This is a genomic window from Nocardia asteroides, assembly GCF_900637185.1.
In the GTDB taxonomy this organism is placed as follows: Bacteria; Actinomycetota; Actinomycetes; order Mycobacteriales; family Mycobacteriaceae; genus Nocardia; species Nocardia asteroides.
Map to the genome: position 1 here is coordinate 6,166,835 of NZ_LR134352.1, position 22,571 is coordinate 6,189,405.

The window sequence follows — 22,571 nt, forward strand, 5'->3', positions numbered from 1 at the left end:
CTCGTGTCAGCTCAGCTGAGGTTGTCGATGAAGGCGAACAGCTCGTCGTCGTCCGCGCCGTCGAGGCTGTCGACGTCGAGGTCCGGGCCGACCTCGGCGACGGGGACCGCCACGGTGACGTCGAGCGTGCGCAGCAACGCGGTCAGCGTCGTGGCGAGCTCCGACCGGGCCCCGGCCGAGAGTTCGGCGCTGCCGAGATCGCGGGCCAGTGCCTCGATCCCGGTGCTGAGCCGCTGCGCGGGGTCGTCGTCGGGGACGAGTTCGCGGCGCAGGAATCCGGCCAGTGCCGCCGGGGTCGGGTAGTCGAACATGGCGGTCGTGGACAGCTGCACGCCCGCCGCGGATTTCAGCCGGTTGCGGAATTCCATGACGCCGAGCGAGTCGAACCCGATGTCGCTGAACGGTTTGTCCGGCGCCATCGCGTCGGCGCCCCCGTGGCCGAGCACGGCGGCGGCCTGCGCGCGGATCACGTCGAGGACGATCCGGTCCTGCTCGGCGGCGGGCTGTCCGTGCAGGCGGACCGCCAGATCCGGTGCCGTGTCGGCCGGCTCGCTCACCCGGCGCCGGGCCGGGCGCACGAGCCCGCGCATGACCGGCCGCAGCTCGCCCGGACCGGCCTCGCCGAGCGCGTTCCGGTCGACCCGGATCGCGACGAAGTCCGCCCGGCCGCCCGCGAGGGCCGCGTCGAACAGGGCCATACCCTCGTCGGCGCCCAGCGGCAGCAGCCCTTCGCGGCGCAACCGCAGCAGGTCCGCTTCGCCGAGGTCGCTGGTCATGCCGCTGCTCTGCTGCCACGGGCCCCACGCCACCGAGGTGGCGGGCAGTCCGTTCACTCGCCGGTGCTGGGCCAGCGCGTCGAGGGCGACATTGGCGGCGGCGTAGTTGGCCTGGCCCGGATTGCCGATGACGCCGGCGATCGAGGAGTAGAGCACGAAGGCCGCGAGGTCCAGGTGTCGCGTGGCCTCGTGCAGATTCCACGCGGCCTCCACCTTGGGCCGCAGGACCCGGGCGATCTGGTCCGCGGTCATGGTGGCCAGCAGTCCGTCGGCGAGCACGCCCGCGGCGTGCACGACGGCGGTCAGCGGATGTTCGGCCGGGATGGCCGCCAGGACGGCGTCCAGGGCGGCGCGATCGGCCGCGTCACAGGCGACGACCTCCACCTGCGCCCCGAGCGCGGTGAGCTCGGCGACCAGTTCGCTCGCACCGGGGGTGGCCGGGCCGCGCCGGCCCGCCAGCACCAGCCTGCCGACGCCGTGCGCGGTGACGAGGTGCCGGGCGGCGATCGCGCCCAGTCCGCCGGTGCCACCGGTGATCAGCACGGTGCCGCCGGGCCGCAGCGAAGTCGGCACGGTGAGCACGTTCTTGCCGACACCGGTGGCCTGGCTGAGATACCGGAAGGCTTCCGGCGCGCGGCGCAGATCCCACGCCGTCGTCGCCGACGGCGTCAGCGCGCCCGCCTCGAACAGCTCGACCAGCGTCGCCAGGATCTCGCGCAACCGGTCCGGGCCCGCCTCCATCAGCATGAAGCTCGCGTACCGCACCCCCGGATGGGTTTCGGCCACCGTGGCGGGGTCGCGGCGATCGATCATGCCCATCTCGACGAAGCGGCCGCCACGCGGCAGCAGCCGCAGCGACGCGTCGACGAAATCGCCTGCCAGCGAATCGAGCACGATGTCGACGCCGTGACCGTCGGTCAGCGCACGGAACCGCGGCTCGAATTCCAGGGTGCGCGAGTCACCGATGACGGCGTCGTCGAAGCCCATGGCGCGCAGCACGTTCCACTTGGGCTTGCTCGCGGTGACGAGCATTCGCAGCCCCAGGTGGCGGGCGAGTTGCACCGCCGCCATGCCGACGCCGCCCGTCGCCGCGTGCAGCAGCAGCGTCTCCCCCGGCTGCGCCGCGGCCAGGTCGACGAGACCGTAGTAGGCGGTGGCGTAGACGATCGGCACCGCGGCGGCCTGGCTGAAAGTCCAACCGTGCGGCATCGGCGCGAGCAGCCGATGGTCCACCACGGCGACCGAGGCGGAACCGGGCGTGAAACCGAAAACCCGGTCGCCCGGCGCGAATCCGGTCACGTCGGGGGCGACCTCGAGCACGATGCCCGCGCCTTCGCCACCGATGCGCCCGTTCGGGTCCGGGTAGGTGCCCAGCGCCATGAGCACGTCACGGAAGTTGAGGCCCACGGCACGCATGTCCACCCGCACCTGGCCCGGTGCCAGCGGTTCCCGTCCGGCGGGATGCTCGACGAGGGCGAAGTTGTCGCCGGTCAGCGTGCCCTTGTCCAGCGGGGTCAGCGCCCAGGCGGTGTCGTCGGGCGCGGTGAGCGGCACGGAGGCTTGGGCCAGCCGGGGCGCGTAGACCAGGCCGCGGCGGACCGCGACCTGGGGTTCTGCCGGGTTCGCCACGGCCGAGGCCACGGCGGTCCGGTAGTCGGCCCAGTCGTCGATGTCGACGAGCACGATCCGGTCCTGGTTCTCGCTCTGCGCGGTTCGCAGCAGACCCAGCGCGGCCGCGGCCGGCAGGTCGACCTGTTCGCCCGCGTGAACGGCCACGCCGCGACGGGTCACCGCGACGAGCAGTTCGTCGCCGGACAGCGCCGAGCGAACCCGGTCACCGATCGCGGTCACCAGATCCCGCACGGTCGTGGGCAGGTCGCCGCCGTCGACGGTTCCGTCGATCCGCAGCACCGTCGCTCGCGTCTCGCCGAACTCGACCGTTTCGGCATGGTCGAAGATGTTCCAGTCGCCGGCCGGTCCGGGCACGGTGTCCGGCTGGGCGACCCAGTGCAGTTCGTAGCCGAGGCCGTCGGTGCGGCGGGCCGCCCCGAGCGCGTCGGTGGACAGTGCTCGCAGGGTGAGGACGCCGATCTCGGCGACCGTGCCGCCCGTTTGGTCGGCGAGGGTCAGCGCGACGCGCTCGGCGCCAGCACTGGTCACGCGGACCCGCAGGGTGGTCGCGCCGGTGGCGTGCAGGGCGACATTCTCCCAGGCGAAGGGCACCACGAGCGCGCCGGGGGCGAGGCCGCCGGCCAGGATGGCGTGCAGCGCCGCGTCCAGCAGGGCCGGGTGCAGGCCGAATTCCGCCGATCCGGCGGCCTCCGGGAGCGTCACCTCGGCGAAGACCTCGCCTGCGCGCTGCCAGAGGGTGGTCAGTCCGCGGAAGGCGGGACCGTACTCGTAGCCGCGGTCGGCCAGCTCCGCGTAGTCGATCGGCACCGCGGTCGCGCCCACGGGCGGCCAGGTCGCCATCTCGGTGTCCACGGCGGCCTGCGCCCGGTCGGCGGTGACCGTCGCGACGGCGTGCCGGACCCACCGGTCGTCGTCGGCACTCGAGCGCGAATAGGTCGAGACCGTCCGCGCGCCGGTGTCGTCCGGGCCGCCCGCCACCACCCGCAACTCGACCGCGCCGGTCGACGGGATCGGCAGCGGCGCCTCGATCACCAGTTCCGCCAGGAACGGGCAGTCCAGGACCGTGCCCACATGCAGTGTCAGCTCCACCAGGGCGGCGCCGGGCAGCAGGGCCACCCCGGTGACCGCGTGATCGGCCAGCCACGGCTGAGCGGAGCGGGACAGTCTGCCGGTGAACACCACGTCCGGTGCGTCCGGGAGCCGGATCATGGCGCTCAGCAGCGGATGTCCCGCCGCGTCCAGCCCCGACGCGGACTGGTCCGCCGCGTCGACGGGCTGTGCCCAGAAACGCTGGTGCTGGAAAGCGTAGGTGGGCAGGGTCACCCGACCCGCGGACCGGTCGCCGACCATCGGCGTCCAGTCCACCGGCACACCCACGACGGCGGCCTGGGTGAGGGCGGTGACGAACCCGACTGTCTCGTCGACCGAACGGCGCGACGACGCCACCACCAGCGACTTCGCCTCCACCTCAGGCTCTTTCGCGAGGCAAGCCCGGGTCATCGCGGTGAGCACCGCGTCCGGTCCCACTTCCACGAACCGCCGCGCTCCCGACGCGACCAGAGTGTCGACGCCGGGGGCGAAGCGCACGCTGCCGCGCACCTGGGCCACCCAGTACCCGGGGTCGAGCACGGCGTCGTCGGCCTGCGCGCCGGTCACGTTCGACACGATCGGCAGCAGCGGCGCGTGATAGGTCAAACCCGCTGCCACCGTGCGGAACTCCTCGAGCATGGGATCCATGCGGGCCGAGTGGAAAGCGTGGCTGACGCGCAACCGATGCGTCCGCCTGCCGCGGTCGGTGAACCGCTGGGCGAGTTCGTCGACGGCGTCCTCGTCACCCGAGAACACCACCGCCTCGGGTCCGTTCACCGCGGCCACCGCGACCCGGTCGCCGTAGCCCGCCACCGCGGCCAGGGCGTCGTCCTCGGACACGTCCACCGCGAGCATGGCGCCGCCCTCCGGCAGCGCGCCCATCAGCCGACCCCGTGCCGCCACCAGCGCGCACGCGTCCGGCAGCGACCACACCCCGGCCACATAGGCGGCCGCGAGTTCACCGATCGAATGCCCAGCCACCACATCGGGGACCACCCCGAACGATTCGAGCAGCCGGAACATGGCCACCTCGAAGGCGAACAGCACCGGCTGGGTGAACGCCGTCCGGCTCAGCCCCTCCTCGGGCGCGGTGAACATGACCGTGCGCAGCGATCCGCCGAGCAGCCGGTCGAATTCGGCGCACACCTCGTCGAGCGCGGCCGCGAACACCGGGAAGTCCTGGTACAGCCCGGCGCCCATGCCGGGACGCTGCGCGCCCTGCCCGGTGAACAGGAAGGCGATCTTGCCCTGTCCCACCACGCCTTCGGCGGTCCGGGCCGACCCGGTGCCCGCGGCGAGGTCGGCCAGGCCGGACAACAGGTCCTGCCGGTCGCGCCCGACAACGCCGCCACGCCATTCGAGCAGCGCCCTGGTGTCGATCGACGCCGACGCCACCTGCGCGGCGGTCACCTCTGGATGCCGGATCAGCCACTGTCGCAGTCGATCCGCCTGCGCCCGCAGCCCGGCCTCGGACTTCGCCGTCACCAGCACCGGCACCAGCTCCGGCGCAGACGCCGCCGCGCTCTCGGCACGCACCGGCGGTTCCTCGATGATCACGTGCGCGTTGGTGCCACTGATCCCGAACGAGGACACGCCCGCGCGGCGCGGCCTGCCGCCCGCCGGCCACCGCTCGGCGTCCGACAGCACCCGCACGGCACCCGCCGACCAGTCCACATGCGGCGACAGCGCGTCCACGTGCAGCGTCTTCGGCAAGGTGTCGTGGCGCAGCGCCTGCACCATCTTGATCACGCCACCGACACCGGCGGCGGCCTGCGAATGCCCGATATTGGATTTGAGCGAACCGATGCGCAGCGGCTCGTCGCGGTCCTGACCGTAGGCGGCGATCAGCGCCTGCGCCTCGATCGGATCGCCCAGGGTGGTGCCGGTGCCGTGCGCCTCCACGACGTCGACGTCGGCGGGTGTCAGGCCGGCGTCGGCCAGTGCCGCCGCGATCACCCGCTCCTGCGCGGGTCCGTTCGGCGCGGTCAGGCCGTTGCTCGCGCCGTCCTGGTTGACGGCGGTGCCCCGCACGACGGCGAGGACATTGTGGCCGAGGCGCCGTGCGTCGGAGAGTCGTTCCACCACCAGCACCGCCGCGCCCTCGGCCCAGGACACCCCGTCGGCCGCGGCGGAGAACGACTTGCAGCGCCCGTCGGAGGCGAGGCCGCGGTTACGGGAGAACTCGAGGAACACTATCGGCGTCGCCATCACGGTCGCGCCGCCGACCAGGGCCAGGGAGCTCTCGCCCTGGCGCAGGGCCCGGCACGCCACGTGTAGCGCGACCAGCGAGGACGAGCACGCGGTGTCGACCGTCATCGCGGGACCTTCCAGCCCCAGCGCGTAGGACACGCGCCCGGAGGCCACGCTGCCGACGGCGCCGGTGACGACGTACCCCTCCACCTCACGCCCGGCCTTGCGGGTCAGGTTCTCGTAGTCCTGGTACATGACGCCGGTGTAGACACCGGTGTCGCTGCCGCGCAACGAGGTCGGATCGATGCCCGCGTGTTCGAGCGCCTCCCACGAGACCTCGAGCAGCAACCGCTGCTGCGGGTCCATCGCCACCGCTTCGCGCGGTGCGATCCCGAAGAATGCCGCGTCGAAGTCGGCGGCCTGATTCAGGAAGCCGCCCTTGCCGGAGTAGGTGGTGCCGGGGTGGTCGGGGTCGGGATGGATCAGGCGATCCAGGTCCCAGCCGCGGTCGCCGGGGAAGTCGCCGATGGCGTCGGTGCCCGAGGACACCAGCTCCCACAGGTCCTCCGGTGAGGCGACACCGCCCGGGTACCGGCACGCCATGCCGACGATGGCGATCGGCTCGTCGGTCTGCTTGCGGCGCAGGGCCTTCGGCGCCGGCGCGCTCACCGCGGCCGGTTCCACACGGGACTGCACGAGCTTCGCGACCGCCGCCGGTGTCGGATGGTCGAACACGAGCGTGGACGGCAAGGCCAGGCCGGTCGCCTTGCCCAGCCGGTTGCGGAAGTCGACCGCGCCCAGCGAGTCGAAACCCAGCTCCCGGAACGGCTTCGCCGCGTCGACCGCGGCACCCGACTCGTATCCGAGCACCACGGCGACCTCATCCAGCACTGCCGACAGCACCAGGTCGGCGCGCCGCGCCTCGGGCACCTCGGCGAGCCGGGCGCCCAGCGAACCCGCCGCGTGATCCGCTGCCGCCGGTACGGGTCGGCGGGCGAAGCCGCGCAGCACCGCGGGCACGCTCGCCGCCGATTCCCGGCGCAACGCGGTCGCGTCGAACCGGATCGGAACCAGTCGCGACCCGGTGTGCGCGAGCGCGGCGTCGAACAGGCGCAGGCCCTCGACATCGCCGAGCTGACCCAGCCCCAATCGATCCCAGCGCGCGACCGCGGCGCGGTCCAGCTCGCCGGTCATACCACCGGCCTGGTTCCACGGCCCCCACGCCAGCGACGTGGCGGCCAGCCCGTCCCGGTGCCGCAGTTGTACGAGGGCGTCCAGGAAACCGTTGGCCGCGGCGTAGTTGCCCTGGCCCGCCGAGCCGAGCACACCGGCGACCGAGGAGAACACCACGAACGCGGCCAGGTCCCGATCCCGGGTGAGTTCGTGCAGATGCCAGGCGCCGTCGACCTTGGGCGCCAGCACCCGGTCGACCTGGGCGCCGGTCATGGTGGCGACGATGCCGTCGTCGAGCACGCCCGCGGTGTGCACGATCGCGGACAGCCCGTCCTCGCTGTCGAGCAACGCCTGGACAGCGGCGCGCTCGGTGACATCACACGCCACGACTCTCGCCCGCGCGCCCGCCTTGGCCAGCTCGGCGACCAGGTCGGCGGCGCCGGGGGCCGCCGGACCGCGGCGTGAGGTGAGGACCAGGCTCCGTACACCGTGCTCGGCGACGAGATGGCGTGCGAACAGCGCACCGAGCCCGCCGGTACCGCCGGTGACGAGGACGGTCCCGTCGCCCAGCGGCGGCACGTCCCCGGACGGCGCCGACGCCCTGGTCAGGCGAGGCGCCAGCAGGTCGGTGCCGCGCACCGCGAGCTGGGGTTCGCCGGAGCGCACCACGTCCAGGATCTGTGCGGCGTCGAGCGGCGTGGCAGGATCCTCGTCGACGAGCACGAACCGGTCCGGGTGTTCGGCCTGTGCGCTACGGACCAGGCCCGACACCGCGGCGGCAGCCGGATCAATGGTGTCGCCGGGCAGACCGGCCGCGCCGGCAGTGACAATTACCAATGTGCTGTCGAGCGAACTAGTTTGAACCACAAACGATTTCAACAGCTCGAGAACCGGGTGTACGGTTTCCCTGACAGCGCCCGGAATATCGTCCTCATTGTCGCCGGAAGGAATTCGCCACACCATGACAGCCGGAATATGTTCCGCGGCGGCGATATCGGTGACCGAGGCGAATTCGGTGGCGATTCCGGGAACACCGGTTCCCGCGAGGGTGGCCATCGCCGGCGTGGCCCGGCCGGCCGCCACGGTGACGGGCTCCCACCGTACTTCGTACAGATCCGCCTCGGAATCGGCGAGCGCGCGCCGGAATTCCGCGACGTCATAGGAACGCATCACGACGGCGTCGACCGACAGGATCGGCGTACCGTCCACAGCGATCGCCGCCACCGACACGGTCTCCGGCCCGGTGGCCACCGCGGCGACCCGCAACGAGCTGACCTCGGTCCGCGCGGGCGCGTGGAATCGCGCACCGCCCCAGCGGAACAGCAGCTTGCCGGTGTCGGCGGCGGTGTCGTCGTCACCCCACACGAGCCGGGCCAGACCGGCGTGCAGGGTCATGTCGAGCAGCGTCGGGTGCAGCTCGAAACGTCCCGCTTCCGCGCTCAGATCGGCGGGAAGACCGATCTCGGCGAAGACGATGTCGTCGCGCTGCCAGGCTGCGCCTACCCCGGTGAACGCCGGGCCGTACTCGAGCCCGGAGCCCGCCGTCATCTGTTCGGGGATCGACTCGGCCGCAATCGGTTCGGCGTCGGACGGCGGCCACGCCTCGTCGCGCAGACGATCGAGCAGACCGCTGTCGCCGTCCGCCTCCGCCGCCAAGGCGCCGGTCGCGTTGCGCACCCAGGTCCCCTCGGTGGCGGTGCGGTAGGAGAAGTCGAACTGGCGCCGCCCGGTCGGGTCCGGCGCCTGGACCAGCACCTGGAGTTCGACCTCGTCGTCGGCGGACGGCAGGATCGGCGCCTGCAAGGTGAGCTCGTCCAGCATCGCGCACCCGATACGGGTACCGGCGGCCAGCAGGAATTCCACCAGCACCGCGCTCGGTACCACCACCACGCCGAACGACGTGTGGTCGGCGATCCACGGCTGTGCGCGCAACGACAGGCGACCGGTGATCACCCACTCGTCGGTTCCTGCCAGCTCCACCACCCCGGTGAGGACCGGGTGGGCCGCGGCATCCCGCGTGGTCGCATCGGTCGGCTCGAGCCAGAACCGTCGATGCTGGAAAGCGTAGGTGGGCAAGGGAACTCGGCCGGAGCGACCGACGAACAGCGGGCGCCAGTCCACCTCGGCGCCGGCGACATGCGCCTGCGCCAGGGCGGTGAGCAGCTGGCTCACCTCGTCGGCGTCGCGCCGCGCGGTCGCGACCACCACGGACTCGGCCTCGGCAGCGGGGTGCCCGGCCAGGTTTCCGCGCGTCAGTGCGGCCAGCACGGCATCCGGGCCGACCTCGACGAACCGCCGCACACCGCTGTCGACGAGGGTGTCCACGCCCGGCGCGAACCGCACGCAGCCACGCAGCTGCCGCACCCAGTAATCGGGGTCGGTCACCGCGTCGCCGGCGAGCTCACCGGTCACGTTCGACACGATCGGCAGCCGAGGGGACCGATAGTCGATCCCCGCTGCGATGGAACGGAATTCGTCGAGCATCGGATCCATCAGGGCCGAATGGAAAGCGTGGCTGACGCGCAGCCTGCTCGTCCGCACGCCGGCCTCGGCGAGATCGCCTTCGATCTGCTCGATCGCGTCCACGGCGCCGGACAGCACCGTCGACGTGGGGTCGTTGATCCCGGCGATCGAGACCTGGTCGCCGCGCCCGGCGACCAGCTCGGTCGCGCGTTCCTCCCCGACCGCGACGGCGAGCATCGCGCCGCCGGTGGGCAGCGCGCCCATCAACCGGCCGCGCGCCGCCACCAGCGCGCAGGCGTCCGGCAGCGACCAGACGCCGGCCACATAGGCGGCCGCCAGCTCACCGATCGAGTGCCCGATCACCACATCCGGTGTCACGCCGAAGGATTCGAGCAGCCGGAACAGGGCTACCTCGAAGGCGAACAGGGCGGGCTGGGTGTACTCGGTCCGGTCCAGGATCGCGGCGTCGCCGCAGAACAGCACCTCGGTGAGCGAGAATTCCAGCAGCTCGTCGAATTCGGCGCAGACCGTGTCGAGTTCGTCGGCGAAGACCGGGAAGGCGTCGTAGAGCCCGGCGCCCATCTCCAGCCGCTGCGCTCCCTGACCGGTGAACAGGAAGGCCGTGCGACCCGCCCCGGCGGCACCGTCGACGACACCGGTGGCGATCCGCGATCCGGCCAAGTCGGCCAGGCGGGCCAGGATCTCATCGCGATCGGAGCCGAAAACCACACCGCGCGAGTCGAACTGGGTGCGGTTGATCGCGAGCGTGGCGCCCACTTCCGCCAGGTCGGCGTCCGGATGCCGCGACAGCCAATCGCGCAGTCGCGCCGCCTGCGCACGCAGCGCGACATCGGATCGGCCCGATACCAGCAGGGTTGGCACCGGCACGACGGCGGTGGACTGCTTCGGCTCGCCTGCGGTGGCGACGGGCGCCTCTTCCAGCACGACATGCGCGTTGGTGCCACTGATCCCGAACGAGGACACACCCGCACGCCGCACGCGGCTCCCCGCGGTCCACGGTTCGGCTTCGGCCAGCAGCCGGACCGCGCCCGCGGTCCAATCCACATGCGGCGACGGGGTGTCCAGGTGCAGGGTGCGCGGCAGTGTCTCGTGCCGCAGGGCCTGCACCATCTTGATCACACCCGCCACACCGGCGGCGGCCACGGCGTGGCCGATATTGGATTTCAGCGAGCCGATGCGGACCGGCTCGTCGCGGTCCTGACCGTAGGTGGCGATCAGCGCCTGGGCCTCGATCGGGTCGCCCAGGGTGGTGCCGGTGCCGTGCGCCTCGACGGCGTCCACCTCGGCCGCCGTCAGTCCGGCATTGGCCAGCGCCTGCGCGATGACCCGCTCCTGGGACGGCCCGTTGGGCGCGGTCAGGCCGTTGCTCGCGCCGTCCTGGTTCACCGCACTGCCGCGGACCACGGCCAGAATGTCGTGACCGAGTCGTTGGGCATCCGAAAGTCGTTCCAGCACAAGCACACCGGCGCCCTCGGACCAGGCGACGCCGTCGGCGGCGGCCGAGAACGGCTTGCACCGGCCGTCCGGGGCCAGGCCGCGCTGGCGGGCGAAGTCCACGTGCAGGTACGGGCTGGCGGCGACGGTGACACCACCGGCGAGCACCAGCGAACTGTCACCCTGACGCAATGCCTGGCAGGCCAGGTGCAGGGCCACCAGCGACGAGGAGCACGCCGTGTCCACCGTGACCGCGGGCCCTTCCAGGCCGAACGCGTACGCGACGCGGCCGGAGACCACGCTGTGCGAGGTACCGGTGAGCCGGTATCCCTCCAGGTCACCGGTCACCCGGCGGGAATAGCCCGACGAGCACGCGCCGACGTAGACGCCGGTGTCGCCGCCGCGCAGCGAGGTGGGGTCGATGCCTGCGTCCTCGAGCGCTTCCCAGGCGGTCTCGAGCAGCAACCGCTGCTGCGGGTCCATCGCCAGCGCCTCGCGCGGACTGATACCGAAGAACTCGGGATCGAAATCGCCCGCGCTGTCGAGGAATCCGCCGTGGCGGGTGTAGACGGTGCCCGGCTTGCCCGGGTCGGGGTCGAACAGCCGGTCGAGGTCCCAGCCGCGGTCGGTGGGGAACTCCCCGATCGCGTCACGGCCCTCGGCCATCAGGTCCCAGAGGTCCTCGGCGGATCGCACGCCGCCGGGGAAGCGCGCGCCGATGCCGACGATCGCGATCGGCTCGTCGCTGCCCGCCCGCCGGGTCACCCGGCGGGCGCGGCGACCCTGCCCGGTGATCGACGACCGCAGCAGGGTGGCCACGGCGGTCGCGGTGGGGTGATCGAAGACCAGGGTCTTGGGCAGGGCCACGCCGGTGGCCTCGGCCAGCCGGACCTGGAGTTCGACGCCGCTGATGGAGTCGAATCCGAGCTCGGTGAACGGCAGCTCGGGGTGGATCGACCCGGCGGAGTCGTGACCGAGGACGGCGGCGGCGTGCTCACGCACGACATCCAGCAGCACGGCGTCGCGCTGGTATTCGGGCAGGTCGAGCAGGGTCCGGGCGAGCGGACTGTCGTCCCAGGTCTCGACCACGGGTTCGTCGGGGACCGCCACCGCAGCCATGGGGGACGCGACGGGCGACGGGGTCCAGAAGTCGCGACGCTCGAAGGCATAGGTCGGCAGGTCGACGCGCGCGCCACCGGGAACCAGCGCGGGGGGATCCACCGCCAGGCCGGCGCAGTAGGCCGCGACCAGCGACTCGGCGAACCGGTCCAGTTCCCCGCCGATCACGGCGATCTCCGCCGACGATCCGGCGAGCCCGGCCACGGACTCGCCCGGCGCGGTCATGAGCCCAGTGGGCTCGGCGCCCACTGTTACGAATCCGGTGACACCGTCGGCGATCAGCGCGGACACGGATTCGGCGAGTCGATCGGATTCCCGGACGTCCCGGGCCCAGTACGCGGCATCCAGCGAAGCGGTGTCGACCCAGTCGGCAGTGCGTGTGGAGACGAAGGGAGTCGCGCCGGCGCGCGGCCGGATGGCCGCCACTTCGGCGCGCAGCCGCGCCGGGCTCGCGTCGCCCGCCGTGCGGAGGACGACCACCCGGGCCGCGTCGGTGAGCGTCAGGCTCCCGGCGACGTGCGCCGCCGCGATCTCGCCGAGGCCGTCGCCGAGCACCACGGCCGGTTCCACACCCGCCGCCCGCCACATCCGGGCCAGCGCGACCATGATCGCGAAGCGCACCGGACCGGCGACGTCGGCACGGTCCGCCGGCGGGGCGCCCTGGTCACCGCGCAGCACCGCGCCGAGCGACCAGCTCACCCACGGTTCCAGCGCCGCGCCGCAGTCGGCGATCGCCGCGGCGAATTCGCCACTTGCCGTGAGTATTTCACGCGTCGCGTCGACATGCCAGGTGCCGTGATCGGCGAAGACGAACGCGACCCGGCGCCGCGCGGCACGGGTGACGCCACCCTCGGACGCCTCGGCCAGGGCCGACAGCCCGGCCAGCAGTTCCGCCCGGTCGCGGCCGACGACACCGCCGCGCCACTCCAGCTGGGCGCGGGTGGTCAGCAGCGAATGCGCCACGTCGACGGCGTCCAGCTCCGGACGCCGGACCAGCAGGTCGCGCAGTCGGGCCGCCTGCGCGCGAACCCCGGTGTCGGTGCGGGCCGACAGCACCCAGGGCACCGCGGCGAGATCAGCCGTGGGCGCGGGCGCCGCGACCGGCGCCTGCTCCACGATCAGGTGCGCGTTGGACCCACCCATGCCGAAGGAGGACACCGCCGCGCGGCGCACGCCCGCCGCCGACCAGTCCTCGGCACCGGTCACGACGCGGATCCCCAAGTCCGCGAGCGGAATCCGTGGATTCGGGGTCTCGAAGTTGAGGCTGGCCACCAGTTCCCGGCGGCTCAGGCACAACGCGGTCTTGATCAGGCCCGCGATACCGGCGGCGCCCTCCAGGTGACCGATATTGGTCTTCACCGAGCCGACGGCCAAGGGCGCGTCGGCCGCCCGGCCGGGGCCGTAGGTGTCGCCGAGCGCGGCGGCCTCCACCGGATCACCGGCGGGCGTACCGGTGCCGTGCAATTCGACGTACTGCACCGACGACGCCGCGACACCGGCCGCGGACAGCGCGGCACGGATCGCCGACGCCTGCGCGTCCCGGCTCGGGGCGCTCAGCACCCGGCGCTCGTTGCCGGTGTTGACCGCGCTGCCGCGGATCACCGCGTACACCCGGTCGCCGTCGGCGACGGCCGCGGCCAGCGGTTTCAGCACCACCATGCCGCCGCCCTCGCCGCGTACGAAACCGTCGGCCCGCGCGTCGAAGGTGAAGCACGCGCCGCGTGCCGACTGCGCGCCGAACTGCTCGATCCGCGCGCCACTGGCCGGCGACAGGATCAGGTTCAGGCCGCCGGCCAGCGCCACCTCGCTCTCGCCGCTGCGCAGGCTCTCGCACGCCAGATGCACCGCGACCAGCGAGGACGCCTGAGCGCTGTCGACGACGAGACTCGGTCCGGTGAAACCGAAGTGATTGGCGACCCGGTTGGCGATGATGCCGCGCCCGGTGCCCCACAGCGAATGCCTGCTGACGCCTGGCCCGCCGCGCGAGGCCAAGACCTCGGCGAAATCGCTGCCGGTGCTGCCCAGGAACACCCCGCAGCGCGGATTCGCGCGCGCGGTGCCCGCCAGGCCCGCGTCCTCGAGCGCCTCCCAGCTCAGCTCCAGCGCGAGCAACTGCTGTGGATCGACCGCGCGGGCCTCGTTCGGCGAGACGCCGAAGAAGTCCGCGTCGAAACGGCCCACGCTCTCGACGAACCCGGCCCGCTCGGTGAGGTCGGCCCGCCCGCGCGGCGCGGCGCCGATCGCGGCGCGGCCCTCCCTCAGCAACTGCCAGAAACCGTCGAGATCGGCTGCGCCCGGCAATCTGCAGGACATACCGACGATAGCGACGTCACATGCCGATTCGGCCATCTGAACATCCCTTCCGCGAAAGCAAGCTGGGCCCCCGTAGCCCCTGACGAATGAATCTCTGTGGGCTACCGGATCGCGGAGCGAGTCATGTCACCATCGATTCGTAGTTCGAGCTGAAGAGCGGGGTCGGACGAGTCGGCCGATCACAGTCGGGCACAACGGTTTTCACCGCGGATGCGCGCCTGGCGCGGACCGTGTCCGCGAGACGGCCGTGACCCGAGCAGAAGGGCGGGCCAGGCTCCGGCTGGATCCGGCGACAGGCCTGGATCTCAGCGGAAGGGAAGATCAGCGATCGACACTGAAAGCTGACGCGCTACGCCGCCATTCCGGCGACTCTGAGCGCGGCTACGAGGGTGCTGTGCCCGTGTGAACCGGCACAGTCTTCCCTCTCGGGGGTTTCTAGCGGCAGAACAAGACTCATTGAACCTCACAGTATTTGGCCGTTCTCAACCTTGTCAACCGTCCGGTTTCCTCCCGGTTAACCCCCTCGGAGCGGGGGTTCGACCAAGATCGCCGGTGGCCTCGAGCCAGCCCTCTACATCATGGCCGAAATCACGGCCGCGCGCTTGTCGAACCATCCGAGTTCGCCGTGTTCGATGACTGGAAAGTTGCCGGGGCTGGTACCGTTCGACCGTTCCGCGCCGGTCGCGCACCCTCTGCCGCCCGACCCCGCCGGTCCGTTTTCCTGTTCACCGGGGCCGATCGCCCCGGCTGTTGTCGCGTTGCCCCCTGATATCCCGGGCGTCGGGCCCGGCGAGCGGAAGGTGTGATCGCTGCTGCGTCGAGGCTGGTCCGGACTGGTCGCGGCACTACTGACCGCGACGACGGTCGCCACGAGCGGGCCCGCCGTGGCCGACGAATGGTGGCCGTTCGGGGTACTGCCGGATGGGCTCAGCTGCGCGGCCCTCACCCTGCCCGGCCGCGCCGGCGCGTGGCCGTTGCCGATGCACTTCCCCAACACCGGAATCGGTTTGCTGACGATGCCCCTCGCGCCCGCCGGTATCACGGCGCGGCTACCGGCCCGGATCGAGTTGCGTACGCCGCGGGGCGGTTTCAACGAAGCATGGCAGTTCGCGCTGCTCGACGGGAACCTCTACGTGCAGGCCACGGCGGGCGAATCGGGCTGGCGGACGGCGCCGCTGCCCAATTGCCTGCGCGGGCGCATCTCGGCGATCTCGGTGGATCGCAGCCGCCTGGTCGCGCTGGTGCCCGGCGGGCGGGTGTTCACCCTGGACCTGGCGGATCAGACGCCGGAGCTGTGGTGGTGGACGGCGCGGTTCGGGTCGCCGATCTGGCTGGATCCCACGGGAAGCCAGGTCCGGCCGGCCTCGCGGGCCTGGAGCCTGTCGTGGCTGGACCCGGAGTACGTGGAGCTGATCCCGTTCCGGCAGCAGGGTTTCTGGACCGATTCGGCGGGCAAGCAGCAACCGGTGGGCGGGGCAGGCGTGACGACGGTGTTCGTGCTCTCCCCCGAGGGCAATCGCATCGTCATCCTCGACCCCTGGCTGCCCGGCAGCGATCCGCTCCGGATCAGCGACCCGGAGTTCGCCGACGACTACAGCTACGAGCTGCCGGGGCCGCTGGACGGGCGGTTCCAGGCGGTCAACCTCAGCGCGTCGGGGTCGACGACCTTCCTGGTCAACGAGTACGGCGACATGTACACCCGGCTGTGGGACTTCGACATCTCCGGCGCCGACACCCTGTTCTTCTCCTATACCTACGGCGAGAATCCCGATCGCGCCGAGGCGCCGACCAACTTCGACGCCTGGGTCGGCCAGTTCGAGTTCCTCCGGCCGTTCTTTCCCCAGTACACCGGCATCCATCTGCCGCCGCCCGCCTGGGTGCGGCAGCCCAAGGTGCCCGGCGAGATCACCTCGACGATCAGCATCCACACCACGGGCGGTCGATCGGAGCAGCGGGAGCTGCGGGTGGAGGGCCGCGACGGCGGCCGGACCGGGTTCTGGCACAAGCCCGTCGACACGGGCGACTGGTCCTTCACCGCCGACGACCGTCCGCTGTCGGCCGACCTGCTCGACAACCGGCCCGGCGACACCTCGGCACTGACCATGGTCGGCCCGACCGGCGTGCACTACGACTATCGCGACCCGGCGGGCTGGTCGCTGCGCCTGCGCGACTACGACTACGCCGACGACGTGATGCCGATGCGGCTGTGCGCCGCGGACGGCGCCTGCGCCGACCTGAGCCTGTTCCTGGCCGGCACGCCGCGCTTCGGCTGGCAGCCCGAGGGCCTGTCGGACACCCCGCGCACCTACCACGGCCTGCTGCAGGTCCCCGAGTCCGAGTGGAACGCCCTCTCCCCCGCCCTGCGCGCCGTCGCCGAGGAGCTGACCGGGCCGGATCGTGCCGCCAACGTGATGGCGACGTCGAACACCGCCGAGTTCACCCTGCGCACCACCGAGGGATTCCAGGCCGTGCTGCGCCGGTCCTGACAAGAAGAAAGGCCCGGAACCTGGTGGTTCCGGGCCTTTCGTTTGTAGCGGGGACAGGATTTGAACCTGCGACCTCTGGGTTATGAGCCCAGCGAGCTACCGAGCTGCTCCACCCCGCGTCGGTGAATACAACATTACACACGGGTTAGCGCGGATGCCAAATCGCCAGGTCACACCAGCATTTCCACCACTTGTCCGCGATCTTCGGCGCACCTCGGAGCGCGCGGGCGGGAGCGAATGTGATGTAGGACACAATCGACCTCGAAGGTGGCTCGCTTCAATCGGTGACGGGGGTCACTATTTCGCGGTGATCTCGGGCACATAACGACGCAATAACAGACCGACCGGAATCCAGGTATTCCCCGAGGTTATGCACCGTAAACATTGGTAAGACGTCTATTTCATTCACAGAATTGCGACGTTATCAAGATGTGATCGACGCGGATTTATTGGTTAGCGTCTCCTCCATGACTGAGACCCGGAAATTCAGCACCCGCGCCCTTGGCGTCGCCGCCATCACCGGCGCCCTTGTTGCCGTTCCGTTCAGCCTCGCCACCGGCACCGCCTCCGCCGCCACGCACAACTGGGACGGCGTCGCCCAGTGCGAGAGCGGCGGCAACTGGGGTATCAACACCGGCAACGGCTACTACGGTGGCCTGCAGTTCTCGCAGAGCACCTGGGCGGCCAACGGCGGCCAGGGCTCGGCGCACAACGCCAGCAAGGAAGAGCAGATCCGGGTCGCCGAGAACGTGCTCGCCACCCAGGGCGTCGGCGCGTGGCCGCACTGCGGCCGGTACCTGCAGGCGGGCACCTCCGAGCCCGAGCCCGCCGTCGTCGAAGAGCCCGCCGTCGAGCAGTTGCCCGCGCCGGTGAAGACCGACGTCCAGAACGCCGTCGAGCAGGCCAAGGCCGCCGGTCAGGCGCTGGCCGAGCAGTACGGCGTGGCCGGCCAGTACCAGGAACTGCTCACCGCCAGTGCTCCGCTGATCGCCTCGATCGGCGGCTGATCCACCGTTCCCCCTGCACGAGAAAGGCCCCGCCGACCGGCGGGGCCTTTCTTGTCGATCCGGGACGGTTACCGGCCGCCCGCGTCCTGGTACGCCTTCACCGCGGCGTCCAGTTCCTCGAGCGCCTTACCGAAATCGGTGAAGTTGCCCGTGCGCATCGCCGTGCGCACCGCCTCGATCTTGCGGCTGAGCTCGGCGGCCGCGGCCTCCTGCGCGGTGGAACCGGCGGGCGGCGTCGTCCCCTGCGGCGGGGTCGTGCCGTTGGCCGGCGGGGTGGTGCCCTGATCCACCGGCGGCGTCACCCCCGGTTTCGGCTTCACCGCCGGGTCACCGCCGAACGGTGTGGCCAGCGAACCCGAACCGGGCAGCACCTGGTTCAGCGCGTCGGCCAGCGTCGCCGCGTAGCCCACCTTCACACTGCCCGCCGCGTCGCGGTAGCTGACCAGCACGCGCAGCAGCTGCGGGAAGGTCGAGGAACCGGTGTTGCGTTCGTTGTAGAACGGTTCGACGTAGAGGATGCCGCCGTCGGCCACCGGCAGGGTGAGCAGATTGCCGTAGCGGATCTTGTTCGAGTTCGACAGCAGGGTCTTCTCCCGGGACACCGCGTCGGCGGTGGTCATCGAGTTCTGGGTCTGCTGCGGACCCTGAGTCTGGGTCTCCACCGGTAGCTGCAGCACGGTGAACTTGCCGTACCCGTCGGGGTCGGAGCGCACCGAGATGTAGGCCGAGAGGAACTGGCGGTTGTAGCCGACCATCGCCGAGGTCAGGTTGAACACCGGCTTGTTGGTCTTCGGATCACCCAGCAGCACGTAGTACGGCGGCTGGTTGAAGGTGCCGCCCTCGATGGTGGGATCGCTGGGGACCGACCAGAACGCGTTGTTGGTGAAGAACTCACGCGGGTTGTCCACGTGGTACTTGGTCAGCATGTCGCGCTGGACCTTGAACAGGTCCTCCGGGTAGCGGAAGTGCGCGCGCAGTTCCGGGGAGATCTCGGACTCGGGCTTCACCGCGTTCGGGAACACCCCGCGCCAGGCCTTGAGCACCGGGTCGGCGGTGTCGGTCTCGTACAGGGTGACGGTGCCGTCGTAGGCGTCGACGGTGGCCTTCACCGAGTTGCGGATGTAGCTGACCTCCTTGCGCGGGATCACCCGGCCGGTCTTCTTGTCGATGCTGTCCTCGACCGCGCCGTCGAGCGAGGTCGACTGGGCGTAGGGGTACTTGTCGAGAGTGGTGTAGGCGTCGACGATCCAGACGATGCGCTCACCGACGACCGCCGGGTAGGCGTTGCCGTCGGTGGTCAGCCACGGCGCGACCTTCTGCACCCGCTCGCGCGGACCGCGGTTGTACAGGATCTTGGAATCGTCACTGATCGCCGAGGAGAACAAGATGTTGCGCTCGGCGTACTTGGCCGCGAAGGCCAGGCGGTTGAACCAGTTGCCGATCGGCACGCCGCCGCTGCCCTCGTAGGTGTAGGAGGCCTGGTCGGAGTCGTACTCGCGCGGCGCCTGGCCGTCGGCGGCGCCGACGATGGCGTAGTCGGGATCGGACTGGGCGATCAGTTCGCCGTAGTAGATCCGCGGCTGCTCGACCTTGATCTGCTGGTCGTCCATCTTGGTGAACAGGTCGCTCACCATGAACAGCGGATAGCCGGAATCGCTGCCGCCCAGCGGACTCTGCGCGTCGGACTGCGGCTTGTTCACCCGGTTGGCCGGGGCGGCGACGAAACCGTTGCCGTGGGTGTAGACGGTGTGCTGGTTGATCCAGTCCTTCTGGTTGCCCGAGAGCGCTTCCGGATGCAGCTCACGCGCGGCGACGATGTAGTCCTGGGTGTCGCCGTTGAGCGTGTAGCGGTCGATGTCGAGCGATTCGGGGAAGCCGTAGAAGTTCTTGCGCTGCTGCAGCTGGGTGAACGTGGGCGAGAGGATGTTCGGGTCGAGCAGGCGGGCGTTGCCGATGGTCGCCGCGTCCGCGGGGACCTCGAGCGGGTTCTTCTTGCTCTCGCCCTGGTAGTCCTGATACTCGACCTTGTCGTCGGTGATGCCGTACGCCTGGCGCGTCGCGAGGATGTTGCGCTCGATGTACGGACTCTCCTTGTCCGCGGCGTTCGGGCGCACCGAGAACTGCTCGACGACCATCGGCCAGACCGCGCCGACCAGGATCGACGACAGCACCAGCAGCGCGGCCGCCATCGCGGGTACCCGCAGGTCGCGCAGCACGATGCCGGCGAAGAACGCGATCGCGCAGATCACCGCGATCGAGAGCAGGATCAGCTTGGCGGGCAGTACCGCGTTGATGTCGGTGTAGGACGGACCACCGAAGGTGGGCTCCTTGCGGGTGCTCGACAGCAGGTCGTAGCGGTCGAACCAGTAGGCCACGGCCTTGAGCAGCACGAAGATTCCGGCCAGCACCGCCAGCTGGATGCGCGCCGCCCTGGTCAGCGTGCCCTCACGCCCGGCCAGCCGCAGGCCACCGAACACGTAGTGGGTCACCAGGTTCGCGAAGAACGCGATCACCACGGCCACGAACAGCCAGTTCAGCACCATCCGGTAGAACGGCAGATCGAAGGCGTAGAAGCCGACGTCGAGGTGGAACTGCGGGTCCTGCTCGCCGAACTCACCACCGTGCAGGAACAGCTGCACCGTGGCCCAGTTCGACTGCGCGACCAGACCGGACAGCAACCCGAGCAGCACCGGGATGCCGACGCCGAACAGCCGCAGCCTGCCCATCACCGTGGTGCGGTAGCGCGCGATCGGGTCGTTGGGACCGGCCACCGGCACGAACACCGGCCGCGACCGGTACGCCAGCAGCAGCGCGCCCCACACGACGAGGCCGACGAACAGCGCGACCACGACGAACAGGATCAGCCGCGTGCGCAACACACCCAGATAGACGCTGCGATAGCCGACTTCCCCGAACCACAACCAGTTGGTGTAGGCGTCGGTGAAGCGGGGCCCGAGCAGCAGCAGCGCCGCGAGGACGACTGCCGCCACGAGCAGCACTCGGCTGCGTCGGGACAACGAAGGTAAGCCGGTGGGGGGCCGCATGCCCACGGTGCCACTCTCCAAGGGTCCGGCGGCGACCCGCGCCGGTGATCGGCGCAGACACCGCAGTCCGATGTTGCGGATGGTCCGTTACCGGACCGTTGGCGCCCACTCTACGGAAATCGGACACCGTGCAAGCGGCTGGGCCGAAAATGATTGGATGGGCGGGTGACCGATGACCAGCACGCCGAAGTCGTCCTCGCCCGCTGTGTGCGCGAGGTCGTCGAGTTCGCCGACGCCGAGGGCTGGGGCAACCCGCCGCAGATGTTCGCCCTGGTTCCGACCGCCGACCTGGTCGCGGCCGAACCCGACCTGCAGGATCAGCTCGACGACGGCAGCGAACTCACGCCCATCGCGCAGGAGGCCTTCCCCGACGACATCACCGGCGGGTCGATGGCGCTCGACGAGTTCCTCGCGACCACCACCTGGCCGCCTGCCGTCGAGGGCTGCGTACTGGTCCAGGAGATCGTGGTGCTGCCGCCCGACGCGGAGAGCGATCTCGACGAGGCGCTCGTGCCGCTGCTGGCCGACTCCGACGCCGCCGACGCCGCCGGGCGCGCCGCGGCCCACGCCCACCCCGGCCGGCGCGACGCGCGGCTCATCGCCGGCGTGCTGCGCCAGGGCACCTCGCTGTGCCTGCTGCAGATCCGCCCCGAGGACGACGACGGCTTCGGCGACCTCGACCTGCGCACCTATCCGAATCTGGCGCCGGGCCTGGTCCAGGCCCTGCACCACACGCTGGAGTGATCAGCCGCAGCTGACCGCCTCGCGGCCGGCGTCGATGTCGGCCAGCGAGGTCACCGCGCTGTCGAGGGTGTCGACCTTGACCAGGCGCAGGCCCTCGGGGGCGCGCTGCCTGGCCTCGTTGCAGTTGTCAGCCGGCACCAGGAACGTCTCGGCGCCCGCCTCGCGGGCGGCGATCATCTTGTACTGGATGCCGCCGATCGGGCCGACCTTGCCCTCCTGGTCGATGGTGCCGGTGCCCGCGACGAACCGGCCGCCGTTGAGCTCGCCGGGCGAGAGCTTGTCGATCAGCGCCAGGCTGAACATCAGCCCGGCCGAGGGGCCGCCGATGTCGGCGAGGTTGAACTCCACCTGCAGCGGCGGGCGGCCACCTTCGCCAGGCGTGAGGCCGAGGTAGCCCTTGGCCGGGTCGTCGGGACGGGCCGCGAGCGTGATCGGGGCGCTCTGCTGGGCGTCGCCGCGGCGGTAGACGACGGTGATGGTGGTGCCGGGCCCCTTCGTCGACACCAGGTCGACGACATCCTTGGGCGCGAGGATCGGGGTGCCGTCGATGCTGATCAGCTCGTCACCGACCTGCAGCACGTCCTTGGCCGGGCCCTCGTCACCGAGCCCGCGCACCAGCACCACCGTCGGCATCTTCAGGTAGTGCAGCGCCGCGACCTCGGCGTTGCTCTCGGAGTCCTTGAAGTCCTGCTGGTTGGACTTGTCGACCTCCTCGCGCGACACGCCGGGCGGGTACACCTCGGCGCGCGGGACCAGGCCGTGCTCGCCGCTGACCCAGAAGCCGAACGCCTCGAACAGGTTGAGGCCGTCGCGCACCGAGACGGTGGTCATGTTGAGATGCCCGGTGGTCGGATCGAGGGGCGCGCCCGTGACATCCACCACCGGCTTGCCTTCCACGTCACCGAGGGTGTCGAAGGTCGGGCCGGGGCCGAGTGCGACGAACGGCACGGTGACCACGCTGCCGATCACACCGAGCACGAGCACGGGTACCAGGGCCACGATCAGGGTGAGGATCCGACGATTCACTCGGACCACAGTAGTGATCACCGGCCGCTACCGGCGGCAGTGGCACGCATTTAC

7 protein-coding genes and 1 tRNA gene are annotated in these 22,571 nt (G+C 71.0%); 3 read left to right on the plus strand and 5 right to left on the minus strand.

From position 1 onward, the window contains the following. Nucleotides 1-11: 11 nt before the first annotated feature. Nucleotides 12-14,210, minus strand: a complete 14,199-nt coding sequence (locus EL493_RS28555; RefSeq protein ID WP_162178128.1) for a type I polyketide synthase — start codon at nt 14,208-14,210, stop codon at nt 12-14. Nucleotides 14,211-14,781: 571 nt separating this feature from the next. Beyond that, nucleotides 14,782-15,081, minus strand: a complete 300-nt coding sequence (locus EL493_RS28560; RefSeq protein WP_126405923.1) for a hypothetical protein — start codon at nt 15,079-15,081, stop codon at nt 14,782-14,784. Nucleotides 15,082-15,094: 13 nt separating this feature from the next. Between EL493_RS28560 and EL493_RS28565 the strand changes: the two genes are divergently transcribed. Then, complete coding sequence (locus EL493_RS28565) at nt 15,095-16,696, plus strand: hypothetical protein (RefSeq protein ID WP_019048600.1); 1,602 nt, start codon at nt 15,095-15,097, stop codon at nt 16,694-16,696. Between the two features lie 45 nt (nt 16,697-16,741). Here EL493_RS28565 and EL493_RS28570 read toward each other — a convergent pair. Next, nucleotides 16,742-16,815, minus strand: a tRNA-Met gene (locus EL493_RS28570). A gap of 348 nt (nt 16,816-17,163) precedes the next feature. Between EL493_RS28570 and EL493_RS28575 the strand changes: the two genes are divergently transcribed. Then, complete coding sequence (locus tag EL493_RS28575; RefSeq protein ID WP_019048601.1) at nt 17,164-17,703, plus strand: transglycosylase family protein; 540 nt, start codon at nt 17,164-17,166, stop codon at nt 17,701-17,703. A gap of 68 nt (nt 17,704-17,771) precedes the next feature. Here EL493_RS28575 and EL493_RS28580 read toward each other — a convergent pair whose 3' ends face one another. After that, nucleotides 17,772-20,753, minus strand: coding sequence for a UPF0182 family protein (locus EL493_RS28580; protein ID WP_030200787.1), 2,982 nt, complete (start codon nt 20,751-20,753; stop codon nt 17,772-17,774). Between the two features lie 159 nt (nt 20,754-20,912). On the opposite strand from EL493_RS28580, the gene EL493_RS28585 reads away from it, so the two are divergent. Then, complete coding sequence (locus EL493_RS28585; RefSeq protein ID WP_019048603.1) at nt 20,913-21,491, plus strand: PPA1309 family protein; 579 nt, start codon at nt 20,913-20,915, stop codon at nt 21,489-21,491. Here EL493_RS28585 and EL493_RS28590 read toward each other — a convergent pair whose 3' ends face one another. Next, on the minus strand, nt 21,492-22,517 hold the full coding sequence (locus EL493_RS28590) for a YlbL family protein (protein WP_019048604.1): 1,026 nt from the start codon (nt 22,515-22,517) through the stop codon (nt 21,492-21,494). Between the last annotated feature and the right edge of the window lie 54 nt (nt 22,518-22,571).